The 16,663-nt window shown below is 65.1% G+C and carries 17 protein-coding genes; 15 read left to right on the top strand and 2 right to left on the bottom strand.

The features are described 5' to 3' along the window. The 12 genes from RAD16_RS36105 to RAD16_RS36050 all read left to right on the top strand — a co-directional run bounded on the left by RAD16_RS36105 (position 1) and on the right by RAD16_RS36050 (position 12,196). The gene (locus tag RAD16_RS36105; RefSeq protein ID WP_458162630.1) at positions 1 to 903 is read left to right on the top strand and encodes an ABC transporter permease; all 903 of its coding nucleotides are present in this window, start codon (positions 1 to 3) and stop codon (positions 901 to 903) included. A gap of 2 nt (positions 904 to 905) precedes the next feature. After that, positions 906 to 1,967: an ABC transporter ATP-binding protein gene (locus RAD16_RS36100; RefSeq protein ID WP_458162629.1), complete on the top strand. Its 1,062-nt coding sequence runs from the start codon at positions 906 to 908 to the stop codon at positions 1,965 to 1,967. Beyond that, on the top strand, positions 1,964 to 2,161 hold the full coding sequence (locus RAD16_RS36095) for a hypothetical protein (protein WP_458162628.1): 198 nt from the start codon (positions 1,964 to 1,966) through the stop codon (positions 2,159 to 2,161). The genes RAD16_RS36100 and RAD16_RS36095 overlap by 4 nt, the downstream gene beginning before the upstream one ends. Next, positions 2,158 to 3,573, top strand: coding sequence for an amidase (locus RAD16_RS36090; protein WP_458162627.1), 1,416 nt, complete (start codon positions 2,158 to 2,160; stop codon positions 3,571 to 3,573). The genes RAD16_RS36095 and RAD16_RS36090 overlap by 4 nt, the downstream gene beginning before the upstream one ends. Beyond that, positions 3,570 to 4,544 (top strand): ABC transporter ATP-binding protein, encoded by a 975-nt coding sequence (locus tag RAD16_RS36085; protein ID WP_458162626.1) that lies wholly within the window; start codon positions 3,570 to 3,572, stop codon positions 4,542 to 4,544. Before RAD16_RS36090 ends, RAD16_RS36085 begins: the two co-directional genes overlap by 4 nt. Before the next feature lie 341 nt (positions 4,545 to 4,885). After that, complete coding sequence (locus RAD16_RS36080) at positions 4,886 to 5,155, top strand: GlsB/YeaQ/YmgE family stress response membrane protein (RefSeq protein ID WP_326904262.1); 270 nt, start codon at positions 4,886 to 4,888, stop codon at positions 5,153 to 5,155. A gap of 276 nt (positions 5,156 to 5,431) precedes the next feature. Further along, on the top strand, positions 5,432 to 7,180 hold the full coding sequence (locus tag RAD16_RS36075; protein ID WP_458162625.1) for a type I secretion system permease/ATPase: 1,749 nt from the start codon (positions 5,432 to 5,434) through the stop codon (positions 7,178 to 7,180). Continuing rightward, complete coding sequence (locus tag RAD16_RS36070) at positions 7,177 to 8,511, top strand: HlyD family type I secretion periplasmic adaptor subunit (RefSeq protein ID WP_458162623.1); 1,335 nt, start codon at positions 7,177 to 7,179, stop codon at positions 8,509 to 8,511. Before RAD16_RS36075 ends, RAD16_RS36070 begins: the two co-directional genes overlap by 4 nt. A gap of 166 nt (positions 8,512 to 8,677) precedes the next feature. After that, entirely contained in the window at positions 8,678 to 10,147 is a 1,470-nt protein-coding gene (locus RAD16_RS36065) for an AMP nucleosidase (protein ID WP_458162622.1), read from the top strand. 121 nt (positions 10,148 to 10,268) lie between these two features. After that, the gene (locus RAD16_RS36060) at positions 10,269 to 10,892 is read left to right on the top strand and encodes a tetratricopeptide repeat protein (protein WP_458162621.1); all 624 of its coding nucleotides are present in this window, start codon (positions 10,269 to 10,271) and stop codon (positions 10,890 to 10,892) included. A 136-nt stretch (positions 10,893 to 11,028) separates the two neighbouring features. Then, positions 11,029 to 11,304, top strand: coding sequence for a DUF1488 family protein (locus RAD16_RS36055; RefSeq protein WP_458162620.1), 276 nt, complete (start codon positions 11,029 to 11,031; stop codon positions 11,302 to 11,304). Positions 11,305 to 11,554: 250 nt separating this feature from the next. After that, complete coding sequence (locus RAD16_RS36050) at positions 11,555 to 12,196, top strand: hypothetical protein (protein ID WP_458162619.1); 642 nt, start codon at positions 11,555 to 11,557, stop codon at positions 12,194 to 12,196. A gap of 28 nt (positions 12,197 to 12,224) precedes the next feature. On the opposite strand, the gene RAD16_RS36045 is transcribed toward RAD16_RS36050, so the two are convergent. Both RAD16_RS36045 and RAD16_RS36040 read right to left on the bottom strand, forming a co-directional pair. Continuing rightward, positions 12,225 to 13,205, bottom strand: coding sequence for an alpha/beta hydrolase family protein (locus tag RAD16_RS36045; protein ID WP_458162618.1), 981 nt, complete (start codon positions 13,203 to 13,205; stop codon positions 12,225 to 12,227). Next, positions 13,202 to 13,684 carry a CinA family protein gene (locus RAD16_RS36040; RefSeq protein ID WP_458162617.1) on the bottom strand — a complete coding sequence of 161 codons (483 nt, stop codon included), beginning with the start codon at positions 13,682 to 13,684 and terminating at the stop codon, positions 13,202 to 13,204. The genes RAD16_RS36045 and RAD16_RS36040 overlap by 4 nt, the downstream gene beginning before the upstream one ends. 191 nt (positions 13,685 to 13,875) lie before the next feature. Between RAD16_RS36040 and RAD16_RS36035 the strand changes: the two genes are divergently transcribed. From RAD16_RS36035 to RAD16_RS36025, 3 genes are read left to right on the top strand one after another with little or no spacing between them, the layout of a single operon-like run. Further along, complete coding sequence (locus RAD16_RS36035) at positions 13,876 to 14,934, top strand: amidohydrolase family protein (protein ID WP_458162616.1); 1,059 nt, start codon at positions 13,876 to 13,878, stop codon at positions 14,932 to 14,934. 25 nt (positions 14,935 to 14,959) lie between these two features. Beyond that, on the top strand, positions 14,960 to 16,069 hold the full coding sequence (locus tag RAD16_RS36030) for an amidohydrolase family protein (RefSeq protein WP_458162615.1): 1,110 nt from the start codon (positions 14,960 to 14,962) through the stop codon (positions 16,067 to 16,069). Next, the gene (locus RAD16_RS36025; protein ID WP_458162614.1) at positions 16,069 to 16,482 is read left to right on the top strand and encodes a Rieske (2Fe-2S) protein; all 414 of its coding nucleotides are present in this window, start codon (positions 16,069 to 16,071) and stop codon (positions 16,480 to 16,482) included. The genes RAD16_RS36030 and RAD16_RS36025 overlap by 1 nt, the downstream gene beginning before the upstream one ends. Positions 16,483 to 16,663 lie beyond the last annotated feature (181 nt).

Genomic DNA, 16,663 nt, shown 5'->3' with positions numbered 1-16,663 from the left:
ATGAGCGAGCTTCCTTTGACTGCCACCGCCGACGCCGCGCTGCAGGCCGCACCCGCCACCAAGGCGCGCGGCTATTGGGCGACCGTCGGCCGCCGCATCACGCGCGACAAGGTCAGCATGGCCTGCGCGCTGGTGCTGCTGCTGATCTTCCTCTCCGCGATCTTCGCCCCGTGGCTCGGTCTCGAAGACCCCTACAAGGGCTCGATGATCCGCCGCCTGCGGCACATCGGCACGGTGGGCTATCCGCTCGGCACCGACGAGCTTGGCCGCGACATGCTGGCTCGCCTCGTCTATGGCGGGCGGCTGTCGCTGGTCATCGGCATCCTGCCCGTGATCCTCGCCTTCTGCTTCGGCACGTCGCTCGGCATCATTGCCGGCTATGTCGGCGGCAAGCTCAACACCGCGATCATGCGCACGGTCGACGTGTTCTACGCCTTTCCCTCGGTGCTGCTGGCGATCGCGATCTCCGGTGCGCTCGGCGCGGGCATTCTCAACTCCATCGTGGCGCTGACCATCGTGTTCGTGCCGCAGATCACCCGCGTCGCCGAGAGCGTCACGACCGGCGTGCGCAACATGGATTTCGTCGAGGCCGCGCGCGCATCGGGCGCAGGTCCCTTCACCATCATGCGCGTGCACATTCTCGGCAACGTGCTGGGCGCGATCTTCGTCTATGCCACCAGTCTCATCTCGGTCTCGATGATCCTGGCCGCCGGTCTCTCCTTTCTCGGTCTCGGCACCAAGCCGCCGGAGCCGGAATGGGGCCTGATGCTCAACACGCTCCGCACCGCGATCTACGTCAATCCCTGGGTCGCGGCACTGCCGGGCGCGATGATCTTCGCGGTGTCGATCTGCTTCAATCTGCTCTCGGACGGCCTGCGCAGCGCCATGGATATCAGGAACTAGCCATGAGCGAGACCAACACATCCGTCGAAATGCTGGAGCAGGTCGAAGACCGCGGCGGCGTCGCGCAGCCGCTGCTCCAGGTCAATGGCCTGACAAAGCACTTCCCGGTGCGTGGCGGACTGTTCGCTGCGAAACGCACTGTCCGTGCCGTGGACAACGTCTCCTTCTCCGTCGCCAAGGGTGAGACCGTTGGCATCGTCGGCGAATCCGGCTGCGGCAAATCCACCACCGCGCGGCTGCTGATGCATCTGATGCCGCGCGACACCGGCGACATCATCTATGACGGCATGACCGTCGGGCAGTCGCTGAGCTTGCGCGAGCTGCGCCGCGGCATGCAGATGGTGTTCCAGGACTCCTACGCCTCGCTCAATCCGCGCCTGACCATCGAGGAATCGATCGCCTTCGGCCCCAAGGTGCACGGCATGGCCGACGGCACCGCGCGGGCACTCGCGCGCGAGCTGCTCGGCAAGGTCGGCCTGCGCCCCGAAAACTTCGCCAACCGCTACCCGCACGAGATCTCCGGCGGCCAGCGCCAGCGCGTCAACATCGCGCGGGCGCTGGCGCTGTCGCCACGGCTGGTGATCCTCGACGAAGCCGTCTCCGCGCTCGACAAATCCGTCGAGGCGCAGGTGCTGAACCTGCTCGCCGATCTCAAACGCGAATTCGGGCTGACCTATCTCTTCATCAGCCACGACCTCAACGTCGTCCGCTACATCTCGGACCGCGTGCTGGTGATGTATCTCGGCGAGGTCGTCGAGCTCGGCCCGGTCGATCAGGTCTGGGACAGCCCCGCACACCCCTACACCCGCGCGCTGCTTGCTGCGATGCCGTCATCCGACCCTGATAAGCGCACCGAGAAGCCGCCGATCACCGGCGATCCGCCCAATCCGATCGATCCGCCCTCGGGCTGCCGCTTCCACACCCGTTGTCCGTTTGCGGAGCCGCTCTGCGCAAATGCGACACCAAAGCTCACCGCGCTCGATAAGATGGGCCACGAGGCCGCGTGCTACATGGCGATTCCGGGTTCAGGCCACAGCCGCGCGCCCGCAGAGGAAACAGCATGACAAGACCGACACCGAAAGAGATCAAGCCGATCGCGCAAGTCTCGGGCATTCCCGTGGACGATCAGATCGCAACGCGTATCTCCAACTCCATCGGGCCCGCTTTCGAGGGCTTTGAAGCCATCGCCGGCACGCTGCCGTTCGACCTCGAGCCGGCGCTCTATCCGATCGCGCAGACGCAGAAGGTGTCGAAATGAGCACCGAACCCGCATTGATGACGCTCACCGAGGTCGCGCGTGCGATCGCGATGAAGCAGGTGTCCTCGCATGAGGTGACGCGCGCGCTGCTGCACCGGATCGCGCAATGGCAGCCGCATCTCAACGCCTTCATGTTGATCGAGGCCGAGGCGGCTCTGAAGGCGGCCGAAGCCGCCGACGCAGAGCTTGCCAAGGGCAATGTCCGTGGACCGCTGCACGGCGTGCCGCTCGCGCACAAGGACATGTATTACGACGCCGGCAAGGTCTCGACCTGCGGCTCGCTGATCCGACGCGATTTCGTGCCGACAGTCACTTCGACCGCGCTTCAGCGGCTGAAGGATGCCGGTCAGGTCCGCCTCGGCACGCTGCATCTTGCGGAGTTCGCCTATGGCCCGACCGGGCACAACGCCCATTACGGCCCGGTGCGCAATCCCTGGAACGTCGCGCATATTACCGGCGGCTCGTCCTCGGGCTCCGGTTCGGCGGTCGCCGCGCGCCTGACCTTTGCGGCGCTCGGCTCCGACACCGGCGGCTCGATCCGCATGCCCGCGCATTTCTGCGGCGTGACGGGACTGAAGACCACGGTCGGCCGCGTCAGCCGCGCCGGCGCGATGCCGCTGTCGCAATCGCTCGACACGGTCGGCCCGCTCGCCCGCACGGCGGAAGATTGCGCGCTGCTGTTGGCGCTGATGGCCGGCGCGGATCCCGCGGATTCAACCTGCAGCCACGAGCCGCTGTCCGATTATGTCGGCGCGACCAAGGGCTCGCTCAAGGGTCTGAAGATCGGCGTGCCCGCATCCTTCTATGTCGACGATCTCGACAGCGAGGTCGCGCGCGTGCTGGACGAGACCATCGCGGTGCTCAAGCGCGAGGGCGCCGACATCGTCACGGTCGAGCTGCCCGACCAGAGGCAATTGAATTCGGCGAGCCAGCTCGTGCTCGCGGCGGAAGCTGCCGCCTTCCACAAGCGCTGGATGATCGAGCGGCCGCAGGATTATGGCCCGCAGGTTCTGATGCGGCTGCAGAACGGTCTCGCCGTTCCCGCCATCACCTATCTCGAAGCGATGCGCTGGCGTGGTCCGGCGCTCGCCGCGCACAACGCTGCGACTGCCGGCGTCGACGCGATCATCGCGCCGGCCTCGCCGGTGCCGGCACCGACGATCGAGGAGAGCGATGTCGGCGGCGGCCCGAACGCGCCGGCGATGGTGCAGCGCCTGACGCTGTTCACCCGCCCGGTGAATTTCCTGGGCCTGCCGTCGCTCACCGTGCCCTCGGGCTTCACCAGGAGCGGCCTGCCGGTCGGCATGCAGCTCATCGGCCGCTCCTTCGATGAAGCGACCCTGCTCACCATCGGCGCCGCCTTCCAGCGCGTCACCGATTATCACGATCGATTGCCGAAATTGCCGTCATGACAAAACTTGTCGAGATCTCGGGCCTCAATATCCGCTTCACCGGAGAGCGCACGGTCTACGCCGTGAACGATCTCAATCTCTCGCTCGGTGACGGCGAGGTGCTGGGCCTGCTCGGCGAGTCCGGCTCGGGCAAGAGCGTGACCCTGCGCGCGCTGATGCGGCTGTTGCCGAAGAAGCGCACGCAGATCACGGGCAAGGTCAATGTCATGGGCCAGGACGTGCTCGCCATGAACGACGAGCAGCTGTCGTCGTTCCGCGGCCAGACCGTGTCGATGATCTTCCAGGAGCCCGCGCTCGCGCTCGATCCGGTCTACACCATCGGTGCGCAGATCGCCGAGAGCGTCGTTCGCCATGAAGGCAAGAGCTTTGCGGAAGGGCGGGCGCGCGCGCTGGAGATGCTTGAGGTGGTCCGCATTCCCTCGGCCAAGCGGCGGTTGGATGCCTATCCGCACGAAATGTCCGGCGGCATGCGCCAGCGCGCGATGATCGCGCTGGCGCTGGCCTGCCGTCCAAAGATACTGCTGGCGGACGAGCCGACCACGGCGCTCGATGCCACCGTGCAGATCCAGATCCTGCTGTTGTTGCGCGAATTGCAGCGCGAGTTCGGCATGTCCGTCATCTTCGTCACCCACGACATCGGCGTCGCCATCGAGATCTGTGACCGCGTTGCGGTGATGTATGCCGGCCAGATCGTGGAGCAGGGCACGCTTCGCGACATCGTCCGCACCCCGGTGCATCCCTACGCCAAAGGCCTGCTCGCCTCCACCATCCACGGCGCCAAGCGCGGCCAGCGGCTGGAAACCATCCCCGGCACCCCGCCGTCGCTGGCCGAAAAACCCCACAACTGCTCCTTCGCCCCCCGCTGCAAGCTCGCCGAGCCGCGCTGCCTGGAGCAATTGCCGGCCAATGTGGAGGTCGGCCCGGGCCGGGCAGCGCGCTGCGTGCTGGCGGAGCCGGTGGCGGCGACGTAGCAGGTGCGCTCCCTCGCCCCGCTCTTGCGGGGAGAGGGTTGGGGTGAGGGGCTTCTCTCCGCGGGTGAGATGGTTGAGGGACCTGTACCCCCTCACCCGGATCGCAAGCGCGATCCGACCTCTCCCCGCAGGCGGGGAGAGGTGAAGAGAGACGCCGCTCCTTTCCCCAAAAATCCTCTGCGCCGACACCCGCTTGTCACAATCCACCGCGCGCTCCGCGGCGGAACGATTTCTACTGTGCATGGGGTTGTTTTCGACTTTTTATCCGCCCCAACCATTCAGACCCCATTCATGCCGGTTCCGGTTCCATGCCGCTCGTTCATGGAGAGGGACTTCGACTTATGTACATTTCTGGCCAAAGCCTCATCGTCATTCTATTCGTCGGCCTGGTCGCCGGCTGGCTTGCCGGCAAGGTGGTGCGCGGTGCCGGGTTCGGCATCATCGGCGACATCGTGATCGGCATCGCCGGCGCGTTCGTCGCGAGCTTCCTGTTCCCGAAGCTCGGCATCCATATCGGCGTCGGGCTGGTTTCGGAGATCATCTATTCCGCGATCGGCGCCATCATCCTGCTGCTGGTGGTCCGCCTGGTGCGCGGCGGAGGCAGGCTCTAGCGATCGCCCGGTTCGGCCGGTCGGAACCTGCCGCCTCTCCCCAAGGCTGATCCAAGCCTGGGGAGAGGCGGCGATCTCTGCTATAAAAAGCCGCAAAGACTGTGAAAGACCGGACTTGCGTGCGGGCCCGTCACGGGTAGATGTGGCCCATCAGGGTCCCGGATGAATTTGGTTGCGTCCGCCGCTGGGGAGACGCGATGTTAATCCGGGTCGAGTACCCCTGAACCGCCTGTGAAATCAGGGGCTGTGGCCCCTCACCTGGAAGAGATCAGACTGATGGCAGCCCTACCTGGCGTCCGCCGTTCAGAGCTCGGTGACGCCTTGCGCGCTTGTCGCACGGCCTTCGTCGGCGTCGGCTTGATGAGCTGCATGATCAACCTGCTCTATCTGACCGGGTCGATCTTCATGCTGGAGGTCTACGACCGGGTGCTGCCGAGCCGCAGCGTGCCGACCCTGGTCGGCCTGATCATCATCGCCAGCTTCCTCTACATGGCGCAGGGCGTCCTCGACATGATCCGCAATCGGATCCTGGGGCGGATCGGCACCGCGCTGGACGAGGCCCTCAACAAGCGCGTGTTCGACACCATCGTGCGCCTACCGCTGCTGGTCGGCAGCCGCAACGAGGGCCTGCAGCCGCTGCGCGACCTCGACAATGTCCGCTCCTTCCTCGGCAGTGCCGGCCCGAGCGCGTTCTTCGACCTGCCCTGGCTGCCGCTCTATCTCGCCATCTGCTTCGCCTTCCACGTCATGATCGGCGTCACCGCCCTGGCCGGCGCCGTCATCCTGGTCGGGCTGACGGTCGTCACCGAATTCATGTCCCGCCAGCCGGCGAAGGAGGCGATGGGCCTTGCCGCCCAGCGCAACGATCTCGCCTCCGCCGGCCGCCGCAACGCCGAAGTCATGGTGTCGATGGGCATGGCCGGCCGGATGAACCAGCGCTGGAGCGAGGCCAACGAAAAATACCTCTCCGGCAACCAGCGCGCCAGCGACGTCGCCGGCGGCCTCGGCGCAATCGCCAAGGTGCTGCGCATGATGCTGCAATCGGCGGTGCTCGCGGTCGGCGCCTATCTCGTCATCCACCAGGAGGCGACCGCCGGCATCATCATCGCCGGCTCGATCCTCTCTGCCCGCGCGCTGGCGCCGGTCGATCTTGCGATCGCGCACTGGAAATCCTTCGTCGCGGCCCGCCAGAGCTGGCACCGCCTCACGCGCCTGCTGGAGCAGATGCCGGCGCAGGCGATGCCGACCCAGCTTCAGGCGCCCACCAACCGCCTCTCGGTCGAAGGCATCGCCATGGTGCCGCCGGGCGACCAGCGCCTGATCGTGCAGGACGTCACCTTCGCGCTCGCCGCCGGTAACGGCCTCGGCGTGATCGGGCCGAGCGGCTCCGGCAAATCCTCGCTGATCCGCGCGCTGGTCGGCGTCTGGCATCCGGTGCGCGGCAAGGTGCGGCTCGACGGCGCGGCGCTCGACCAATGGTCGTCCGACATCCTCGGCCGCCACATCGGCTATCTGCCGCAGGACGTCGAACTGTTCGGCGGCACCATCGCGCAGAACATCGGCCGCTTCGATCCCGAGGCGACGTCCGAGGGCATCATCTCTGCGGCGAAGGAAGCCGGCGTGCACGAGATGATCATCAAGATGCGCGAGGGCTACAACACGCAGGTCGGCGAGCAGGGTGGGGCGCTCTCGGCAGGCCAGGCGCAGCGCGTGGCGCTCGCGCGCGCGCTTTACGGCAATCCGTTCCTGATCGTGCTCGATGAGCCCAATTCCAATCTCGACACCGAAGGCGACGAGGCGCTGACCCGCGCGATCCGCAGCGCGCGCGAGCGCGGCGCCATCGTCATCGTGGTGGCGCACAGGCCGATCGGCGTCGAGGCGGTCGACCAGATCCTGGTGCTGCGCGACGGCCGCATGCAGGCGTTCGGCCCGAAGGAGCAGGTGCTCGCCCAGGTGCTGCAACCGCGAGTGACGCCGCCGGCCCCGATCAAGGTCGTCAGCGAAGGCGGAGTGACCAAGTCATGAGCATGATGACGATCGGCAGCGCCAAGTCCGCCGCCCAAAAGACCGTGCGGGACTCGATCAAGTTTCACCTGATGCTCGGGCTTGGGATCGTGCTGGTGCTGGTCGTCGGCCTCGGCGGCTGGGCCTCCACGGCGCTGATCTCGGGCGCGCTGATCGCGCCAGGCCAGATCGTGGTCGAATCCAACGTCAAGAAAGTGCAGCACCCGACCGGCGGCGTGGTCGGCGAACTGCGCGCCCGCGACGGCGACGTGGTCAAGTCCGGCGACATCGTGGTGCGGCTCGACGACACCGTCACCAAGGCGAACCTCGCCATCGTCGTCAAGAATCTCGACGCAGCGCAGGCGCGCACCGCGCGGCTGCAGGCCGAGCAGCGCGGTCTCGACAAGATCGAGTTTCCGCAAGGCCTGCTCGATCGCGCTAACGATCCCGACGTCAAGGCGCTGCTCTCTGCCGAAACCAAGCTGTTCGAGGTCCGCGTCAACGGCCGCGCCGGCCAGAAGGCGCAGCTCCGCGAGCGCGTCCAGCAGCTCAACGAGGAAATCGAGGGCCTGTCCGCGCAGGAGAAGGCCAAGGACAAGGAAATCGTCCTGGTGCAGCAGGAGCTCACCGGCGTGCGCGATCTCTACGAGAAGCATTTGGTGCAGATCTCGCGCCTGACCACGCTCGAGCGCGACAGCGCCCGCCTCAACGGCGAGCGCGCGCAGTACATCGCCTCGCGCGCGCAGGCCAAGGGCAAGATCACCGAGACCGAGCTGCAGATCATCCAGGTCGACAAGGACATGGTCAGCGAGGTCTCCAAGGATCTGCGCGAGACCAACGACAAGATCGGCGAGCTGATCGAGCGCAAGGTCGCCGCCGAGGACCAGCTCCGCCGCGTCGACATCCGCGCGCCGCAGGACGGCATGGTGCTGCAATCGACGGTGCACACCGTCGGCGGCGTCGTCACCGCCGGCGACACCTTGATGCTGATCGTGCCGCAGGCCGACGACCTCCAGGTCGAGGCCAAGGTCAATCCGGTCGACATCGACAAGCTCCAGATCGGCCAGAAGACTCTGCTGCGCCTGTCCGCCTTCAACCAGCGCACCACGCCCGAGCTGAACGGCACCGTCAGCCGCGTCTCGCCCGACGTCACCACCGACCAGCGCACCGGCCAGAGCTACTACACGATCCGCGTCTCGATGCCGCCGGAGGAGATCGCCCGCCTCGGCGACGTCAAGATGATCCCCGGCATGCCGGTCGAAGCCTTCGTCCAGACCGGCGACCGCACCATGCTGTCCTATCTGATGAAGCCCCTGCACGACCAGCTGATGCGGGCGTTCCGCGAGAGGTGACGCGCGAAAAGCGCGCCGTCTCCATCCGTCATTGCGAGCGTAGCGAAGCAATCCAGTCTGTTCCCGTGGAGGGATTCCTGGACTGCTTCGCTGCGCTCGCAATGACCGCGTGGCTCTGTTCTTGCTATAGTTCGACTCAAGCTCCCACCAACCCGGCGGTCGAACCATGCAATCTCCCCCCTCCATCGCCACCAAATCCTACTCCGATGCGTCCGCAGCCGTCGCGCGCCTCGAGGAGATCTACGACCGCAACACAAAGTTCCTGCGTGACCGGTTCGAGGCCTATGTCGGCGGTGAGGCGATCACGACGCGGGTGCGGGCCTACTATCCCTTCGTCCGCCTGACCACCGCGACGCATGCGCGGCTGGATTCGCGGCTGTCCTATGGTTTCGTCGCCGGGCCCGGCGTGCACGAGACCAGCGTCACGCGGCCGGATCTGTTCCGCGCCTATCTCACCGAGCAGATCGGGCTCCTGATCCAGAACCACGGCGTGCCCGTCGAGATCGGCGAGTCGGCCGAGCCGATCCCGATTCACTTCGCCTATCGCCGCGACATCAATATCGAAGGCGTCATCACCACCAACGAGAACTCCACCGTCACGCGATCGCTGCGCGATGCGTTCGACGTGCCGGATCTCGCCACCATGGACGATGCCATCGCCGACGGCACCTTCGAGCTCCAGGCCGGCGCGCCCGAGCCGCTGTCGCTGTTCCGCGCCGCCCGCGTCGATTACTCGCTGCGCCGGCTCTATCACTACACCGGCACCGACCCCGAGCATTTCCAGAATTTTGTGATCTTCACCAACTACCAGTTCTATGTCGATGCCTTCGCGCAGCTCTGCCAGCAGCGGCTCCAATCCGGCGAGGCGGGCCTCGATGCCTTCGTCGCGCCGGGCAATGTGATCACCCGGAGCGGCGGTGCAACGAGCGGCGATGCGCCGGTGCGCATGCCGCAGATGCCGGCCTTCCATCTGGTCGCGCCCGATTACCGCGGCATCACGCTGATCAACATCGGCACCGGTCCGTCGAACGCGCGCAACGTCACCGACCACGTTGCCGTGCTGCGCCCTCATGCCTGGCTGATGCTCGGCCATTGCGCGGGCCTGCGCAACACGCAGCGGCTCGGCGACTACGTGCTCGCCCACGGCTATGTCCGCGAAGACCACGTGCTCGATCGCGAACTGCCGCTCTGGGTACCGATCCCGGCGCTGGCCGAGATGCAGGTCGCGCTCGAGGAGGCGGTCGAGGACGTCACCGGCCTCGAAGGTTTCGAGCTCAAGCGCCTGATGCGCACCGGGACCGTCGCCAGCGTCGACAACCGCAATTGGGAGATCTCGGGGCCCGAGGTGATCCGCCGGATGTCGCAGTCGCGCGCGGTCGCACTCGACATGGAATCGGCTGCGATCGCCGCCAACGGCTACCGCTTCCGTGTCCCCTACGGCACGCTGCTCTGCGTCTCCGACAAGCCGCTGCACGGCGAGATCAAGCTCGCGGGCATGGCCAGCGAATTCTACCGCCGCCGCGTCGGCCAGCATCTCGAGATCGGCCTGAAGGCGCTGGAGCGGCTCAAGCAGCAGGAATCTGAGCGTCTGCATTCGCGCAAGCTGCGAAGCTTCGCCGAGGTCGCGTTCCAGTAAAGGACAATAGACCTGTCATACGAACGCTGATGTCTTCATGAGCGCAAGCGTCGCGGAATAACGCTGCCGAGGCAGGGTTATCAATTCGTCCGGGGCCGCTTGAACAGGACAGGAGACAGACATGATCACAGCGGTGATCAGGCTCGTCATGCTCGGTACATTCGCGGCAGCGCTGTTGAGCTCGCCGGCCTTTGCCGCCGGCGGAGGCGGGGGTGGTGGAGGCGGCGGGGGCGGCATCAGCTCCACCGATCCCTATGCCGGAGCCTATGCGGATCAGAAGCCGCAGCCGCAGCCTGTCTACCCGAGGCGCTGGGGCACCAAGGCAACACAGAAAGGCAAGAAGCCGAACAACCAGTCCAGTCTCGACGATCCCGCCTTCGCGGCCGGCTACCGTGTCGCCTATGACACCATCTACGAGCGCAACGATTATGCGACCGCGATCGCGCAACTGAAATCGCTTGGCCGTGACGACCATCCGAATGTCGCCAACCTCATCGGCTACTCCTACCGCAAGCTCGGCGATTACAAGCAGTCGCAGGTCTGGTACGAGCGCGCGCTGAAGGCAGATCCGAACCACGTGCTGACGTGGCAGTATTACGGGCTGTGGCAGCTCGAGCGGGGCAACCGCGAGCAGGCGCTCTATCATCTCGGCCGGATTGCCGCGATCTGCGGGACGGATTGCGAGGAGTATCGATCGCTGGCCGCAGCACTCGACAAGCCGACCGGAACGGCGCTCGCTTACTGACGTCTGAGCCGGGTCGGGCTGACGGAAGCGCGCTGTTGATGAACATCGCATGACAGCGATGTCGCCCGGCGCGGATGGTGACAAAGCGTCAGATTTTCAGCATTGTCCCGTTCGGGGGCGCGAACGGGACAATTGGATGCCGCTGACGCGCGACAGGATCATCGGCCACGACCTTGAACGGCTGGCCTTTCGCTTCACGATGATGCGTGAGGATGAGGTCGTGCAGTGCCAGATCAGCGATGCCGCGATGGACGAGCTTGCGGGCATGCAGGGCACCGAGAGCAGTGCGCGGCAGGCGCAGTTCACGTCGCTGCGCGAGACCATCGAACGGATCGCGTCGGATCTTTACGACGAGGCGCCGCGGTTCAAAGGCTATGTCGTGCGGATTTTCATGCGGCATTTGGCGAGATAGAGGGGCGTGCCCGCAACTTAACCTGGGCTGCGAAAGGATTCATTAAGGGCAGCCTGTAGTTGCAATGGATGGCGGCGACGCGGCGTGAAATGATGTCTCGCGGTCACCCACCCCAAGCTTTCACATGACCAGAAGATCAGTCCTGCTGCTCATCGTCGTCGCCCTGCTGGCCGGAAACCTGGCCTATGCGAATCTCGTCGGGCCGAGCGCGTTTGCGCGTGATTTCGATCAGAACATCGCGCGCTTTCCTTTGGCCGCCTCGATTGCCCGCAGCGATCCTGCGCTCAGGGCGGTCTTCCTTCGGGAGACCGAAGAGGCCTTCAACGAGGGCGGATGGCCCGCCGCCAATGGTGTGCTCAACATGATCCTGGCGAGCGAGATGGAAGTCTATGCCGACGACGAGCACATCAATGCCCTGGACCGGGCGGAGCTGGCGACTCTCCTGAAGCTCGCGAGCGACCCATTGGCTTGCAAGTCCTATCTCTTGGCGGGTTCCCAGCGCGGTGAGTTTGCGGACGCAGCACAAGAGGTTGCGGATCTTGGCGCGGCACATGGGGCGGCGATCGCCAACGGCTTCGAACGCAAGATGAAGGGTGTTGCCCGGACGCAGGCGAGCGACGCGGAGATCGCGGCGATCGAAATGCAATTGCGTCTGGGGCCATTCGCGGAGCTCAGCCGGCAGGAGCTTTGGGCCCAGTCGAGATATCTCGACGGCAACGCTGCTCTGATGTGCAGCGCGGCGACCAAGAAGCAGCTCAACCTGCTTTCAATGGACAGCGCTGACTCGGCCTACGCCTCGCGCAAGCGGAGAGCCGGGAAGTACGACATCGATATCGTCGAGGTGCGCGCAAAACTCTGTCGCGAGCCCGGTAACGGCTTGTCCTGTTTCTAGGCAGGGCAGCGGCGGGCTGAGGGCCGCGTCAAGGCTTGGCGTTTTCGGCGAAATGCTTACGGAAGAATGCAGCGACATCTGCGTGAAGCCGTCGATGGAAATCGACGCGGTCAAAACCCGGCGCATCGGTGCAGACCGCCGGAGCCTCCTGGGCGTCCTTTGGGGTGCAGGTCGCGAGGAAGGAAAAATGCTTCGCATTCTCCACGAAATGGTAGTCCGGCTTGACCGGAAGTCTCTGATTGATCGCTGCCGCACAGCATCCGGATAGACCATCGGCACTCTGCGCGGGGTCAGAGCTCCACAATTGAACCGACGCCGTGATCCCTTTCAGATTCTCCTCAGCGAAGACGAATACGGGATAGGGATCGATGATGACGGCGGCCTTGACGCGCGGGTCATGGCTCACCGGCTGATCGGGAAGCTCGCCGTTTTCGAGTTGCTTGCACGCCTTCAGGCTGGACGTCTCGCAGTTCGGCAATCCCTTGCGCAGATCGGGGGTGCCGCCGATGACGGCAAGGCCGGTGTAGCCACCGAACGAAAACCCGTAGAGCCCGATGCGCTGGGGATCGATGCGGGACGCGTCCGGCCACCCGTCCAGCATGTAGTCGATCAGCCGCTTCATATCCGTGGGGCGCTCGACCAGAACCGATAGACTGTCGGTGCGGCTGGTGTCACGCCAGGTGTCGCCGGGGTGATTGAGCGCAGCCACGACGAATCCAGCGTCCGCCAACGCCGCCGCCGTGTCGTGATGACCGCCGAACCAACCTCGCCGGCCGTGCGACATCACGATGAGCGGAAGTTTTTCTCCGGTGACTGGACATCCGGGCACCGCGAAGAAGGTGGCGCCACGCGCATCCATCTCCTGAGGCGGCTCTGCACACGGAGTCCAGACCAGCAATCGGATGGCCGGCCCCGCCGGACCGGCGGGAATGTCGAAGTTTCTGACCCCGGCGGCCTGCGCCGTCGTTATCCCAAGGGCAAGCAGGATCGCGACAAGGAGGGCGTTCATCGCTCCAGATTCCGCAGCAACAGCTTCAACGCCGTCGCCGCGAACACCTGCATATTCGCGAGCCGGTCATTGCCTCCGGTCTCCAGCGTCATCACCTCGGTAGCGGGGCCTGCGACCGCCATGCAGCTATGGCCGGCGGCGTCGCCGTAGCGATTGCCGGTGGGGCCGGCGGCACCGGTCTCCGACAGGCCCCAGTCGGAGCTGAAGCGGCCGCGCATCTGGTCGGCGAGCAGCTTTGCGTAGGGCTCCGAGGACGAACGAAAGCCCTTCATTCCTTCATCCGAAATATCCATCAGGACGCGCCGGGCATCGCGGGTGTAGACCACTGCGCCGCCGAGGAAATAGGCGGAGGCGCCGGGCACCGCGAGCAGGCTCGCCGCGATCAGGCCGCCGGTCGAGGATTCCGCGACCGCAATGGTCTGTTTGCGCGCCATCAGTTTCGCCGCGACCTGTTCCGCAATGCCGACGAGCTCTTTCATCCGCAACACCCCTGTTCCTTCGCAACTGAGCTCAGCCTTCCTAGCATATGACAGTGGCCTTGGCCGAGTTGCGGGCGACGGGCAGGCCTGCTTGAATGGCAGGCAAGGCGGAGCGGCCAAGAAGCGGCCAAGAAACGGCCCAAGCGCCGCCCGCGAGAAGACGAACGAGGAAACGTGAGAAGGGAGACGTCATGGCGTCCCTGATCGCCGGTGGGGTGGATTGCGATGTGCAACCGGCCGTGCCGCATCTGACCAGCCTGCTGCCCTACCTGAACGACTATTGGCGCGATCAGGTGACGACGCGCGGCATGGTCGATCTCGCCTCGCAATCCTATCCGAAGAATTCTCCGATCGTGGCGCGCCCCGACTGGCGTCCCGAAAAGGGAAAACCCGGCGAGAGTCTCGAGGACATGCAGCGCCATGTGCTCGATCCCTTCCAGCTCAGTTACGCCATCTGCAACCCGCTCTACGGCGTACAGATGGTGTTTTCCGAGGACATGCAGGCCGCCTTCTGCCGCGCACTGAATGAGTGGCTTGCAAAGGAATGGCTCGATCGCGATTCACGGCTGCGTGGTTCGATCGTGATCCCGACGCAGAGCGTCGAGAAAGCCGTCGCCGAGATCGAGCGCTGCGCGCAGGACCGGCGCTTCGTCCAGGTGCTGATGCTCGTCATGGGCGACACGCCGCTCGGCAAGCGCGCACTGTGGCCGATCTACGAGGCCGCGGAACGGCTCGACCTTCCCATCGGCATCCACGCCGGTTCCGCCTATCACAATCCGCCGACTGCGGTGGGTTGGGGTTCCTACCACATCGAGGATTATGTCGGTCAGGCCCAGGCGTTCCAGACCCAGCTCACCAGCCTGATCGTCGAGGGCGTGTTCGCCAAATATCCGCGGTTGAAAATGGTGATGCTGGAATCCGGCGTCTCCTGGATCTCGCCCTATCTCTGGCGACTTCACAAATTCTGGCGCGGGGTGCGAATGGAGACGCCCTGGGTCGATCGCGCCCCGCTCGAGATTGTGCGAAGCAACATCCGCTTCTCTTTACAGCCTTTTGATGCACCGCCGGATGAAGCGACATTAATTCGCCTGTTTGATCATATGCAGTCGGATGAATTGGTCCTATTCTCCACAGACTATCCGCACTGGCAGTTCGACGGCCAGGATGCGCTGCCTCAAGGTCTGTCCCCCGATCTCGTGCGCAAGATCATGATCGACAATCCACATGCAACCTATCCCCGACTGACGTGAGCCCGCTGCCAAAGGAGGCAAGGCGATGAATATACAGTTCCGCGAAGGCACCGAGGCTGCTTCCCCACTGACCACCAAGACCGCGATCGCGGACTGCGACATCCACCCGGCACGCGCGACCCGGACCGAGCTTTACCCGTATCTGGCCAAACGCTGGCAGCATCATCTCGAGGTTTATGGCGTCCATGCCTATCAGGGCATGATGGAAGGCCCGCCCTATCCGAAAGCCCAGCCCAACGCCTCGCGCCGCGACGCCTATCCGCCGGAAGGCGGCCCGCAGGGTTCCTCACTCTCCTTCATGCAGCAGCAGCTGCTCGATCCCAACAATGTGCAGCTCGGCGTGCTCAATCCGCTCAATACGGGCCAGGGCATCCGCAATCACGAGCTCTCGGCGGCGCTATGCTCGGCCATCAACGATTGGCAGATCGACAAATGGACCAGCAGGGACAAGCGGCTGAAGGCGTCGATCGTCGTCGGCAATGAGGACGGGCTGTCGGCCGCCGCCGAGATCCGCGAACGCGCCGGCGACAAGAACTTCGTGCAGGTGCTGCTGCTGAGCCGCAATGTCGAGCCGCTCGGCCAGCGCCGCTACTGGCCGATCTATCAGGCCGCGGAAGAGGCGAGACTTCCCGTCGGCGTGCACGCCTTCGGCTTCGGCGGCAATCCGATCACGCCGTCGGGCTGGCCGTCCTATTACATCGAGGAGATGGTGGGCCATTCGCAGTGCCAGCAATCGGCGCTGGCGAGCCTCGTGTTGGAAGGCGTGTTCGAGCGCTTCCCGAAACTGAAGATGGTGATGATCGAGGCCGGTTTCGGCTGGGCGCCGTCGCTGGCGTGGCGGCTCGACAAGGCCTGGCAGCGGCTGCGCAGCGAGGTGCCGCATGTGAAGCGGCCGCCGTCCGAATATATCCGCGAGCAGGTGTGGTGGACGACGCAACCCATGGAAGATCCTGAAAGACGCGAGGATCTGTTCGACGTCATCAAATGGATCGGCTGGGACCGTCTGCTGTTCGCGACCGACTATCCGCATTGGGATTATGACGAGCCGTCACGCGTGCTGCCGGCTGGCGTGAGCGAAACCAATCGCGAGGCGTTTTATCTCGGCAATGCGCGCAAGCTTTATGGAATCGCTTGATGGCGCGGCATGTGATTGGCGCGGTCGATGAGCTTCCGCCCGGTACGCGAAAATTTCTGGAGATCGACGGACGGCCGATCGCGGTCTTCAACATCAAGGGCGAATATTTCGGCCTGATGAACCGCTGCCCGCATCAGGGCGCGGCGCTGTGCGAGGGTCCGCTGATCGGGCTCGCGCAATCGAGTGATCCCGGCGAGATCGAATACACCAAGCTGGGCGAGATCATCCGCTGTCCCTGGCACGGCTGGGAGTTCGACATCCGCACCGGGCAGTCGTACTGCGACCCCCGCCGCTTCCGCGTAAAGGCCTATCCGGCCCATGTCGAGCCGGGCGCAAGCGTGGTGAAGGGGCCGTATGTCGCCGAGACGATCCCGGTCCGGGTCGAAAGCGATTACGTGGTGGTGGAGCTGTAGGTCTTCGCTGCACCGGCAGTGCGCTCCCCTCGCCCCGTTCTTACGGGGCCGCGACGAGCTTCGCTCGCGCTGAGAGGGTTGGGGTGAGGGGCCTCTCTCCGCACGTGAGATGGCCAAGAGACCTGTACCCCCTCACCCGGATCGCAAGAGCGATCCGACCTCTCCCCGCAGGCGGGGAGAG

The organism is Bradyrhizobium sp. 18BD (assembly GCF_054185225.1).
The sequence above is the reverse complement of the archived record's forward strand: the minus strand, read 5'-3'. Positions and strand labels throughout refer to the sequence as shown.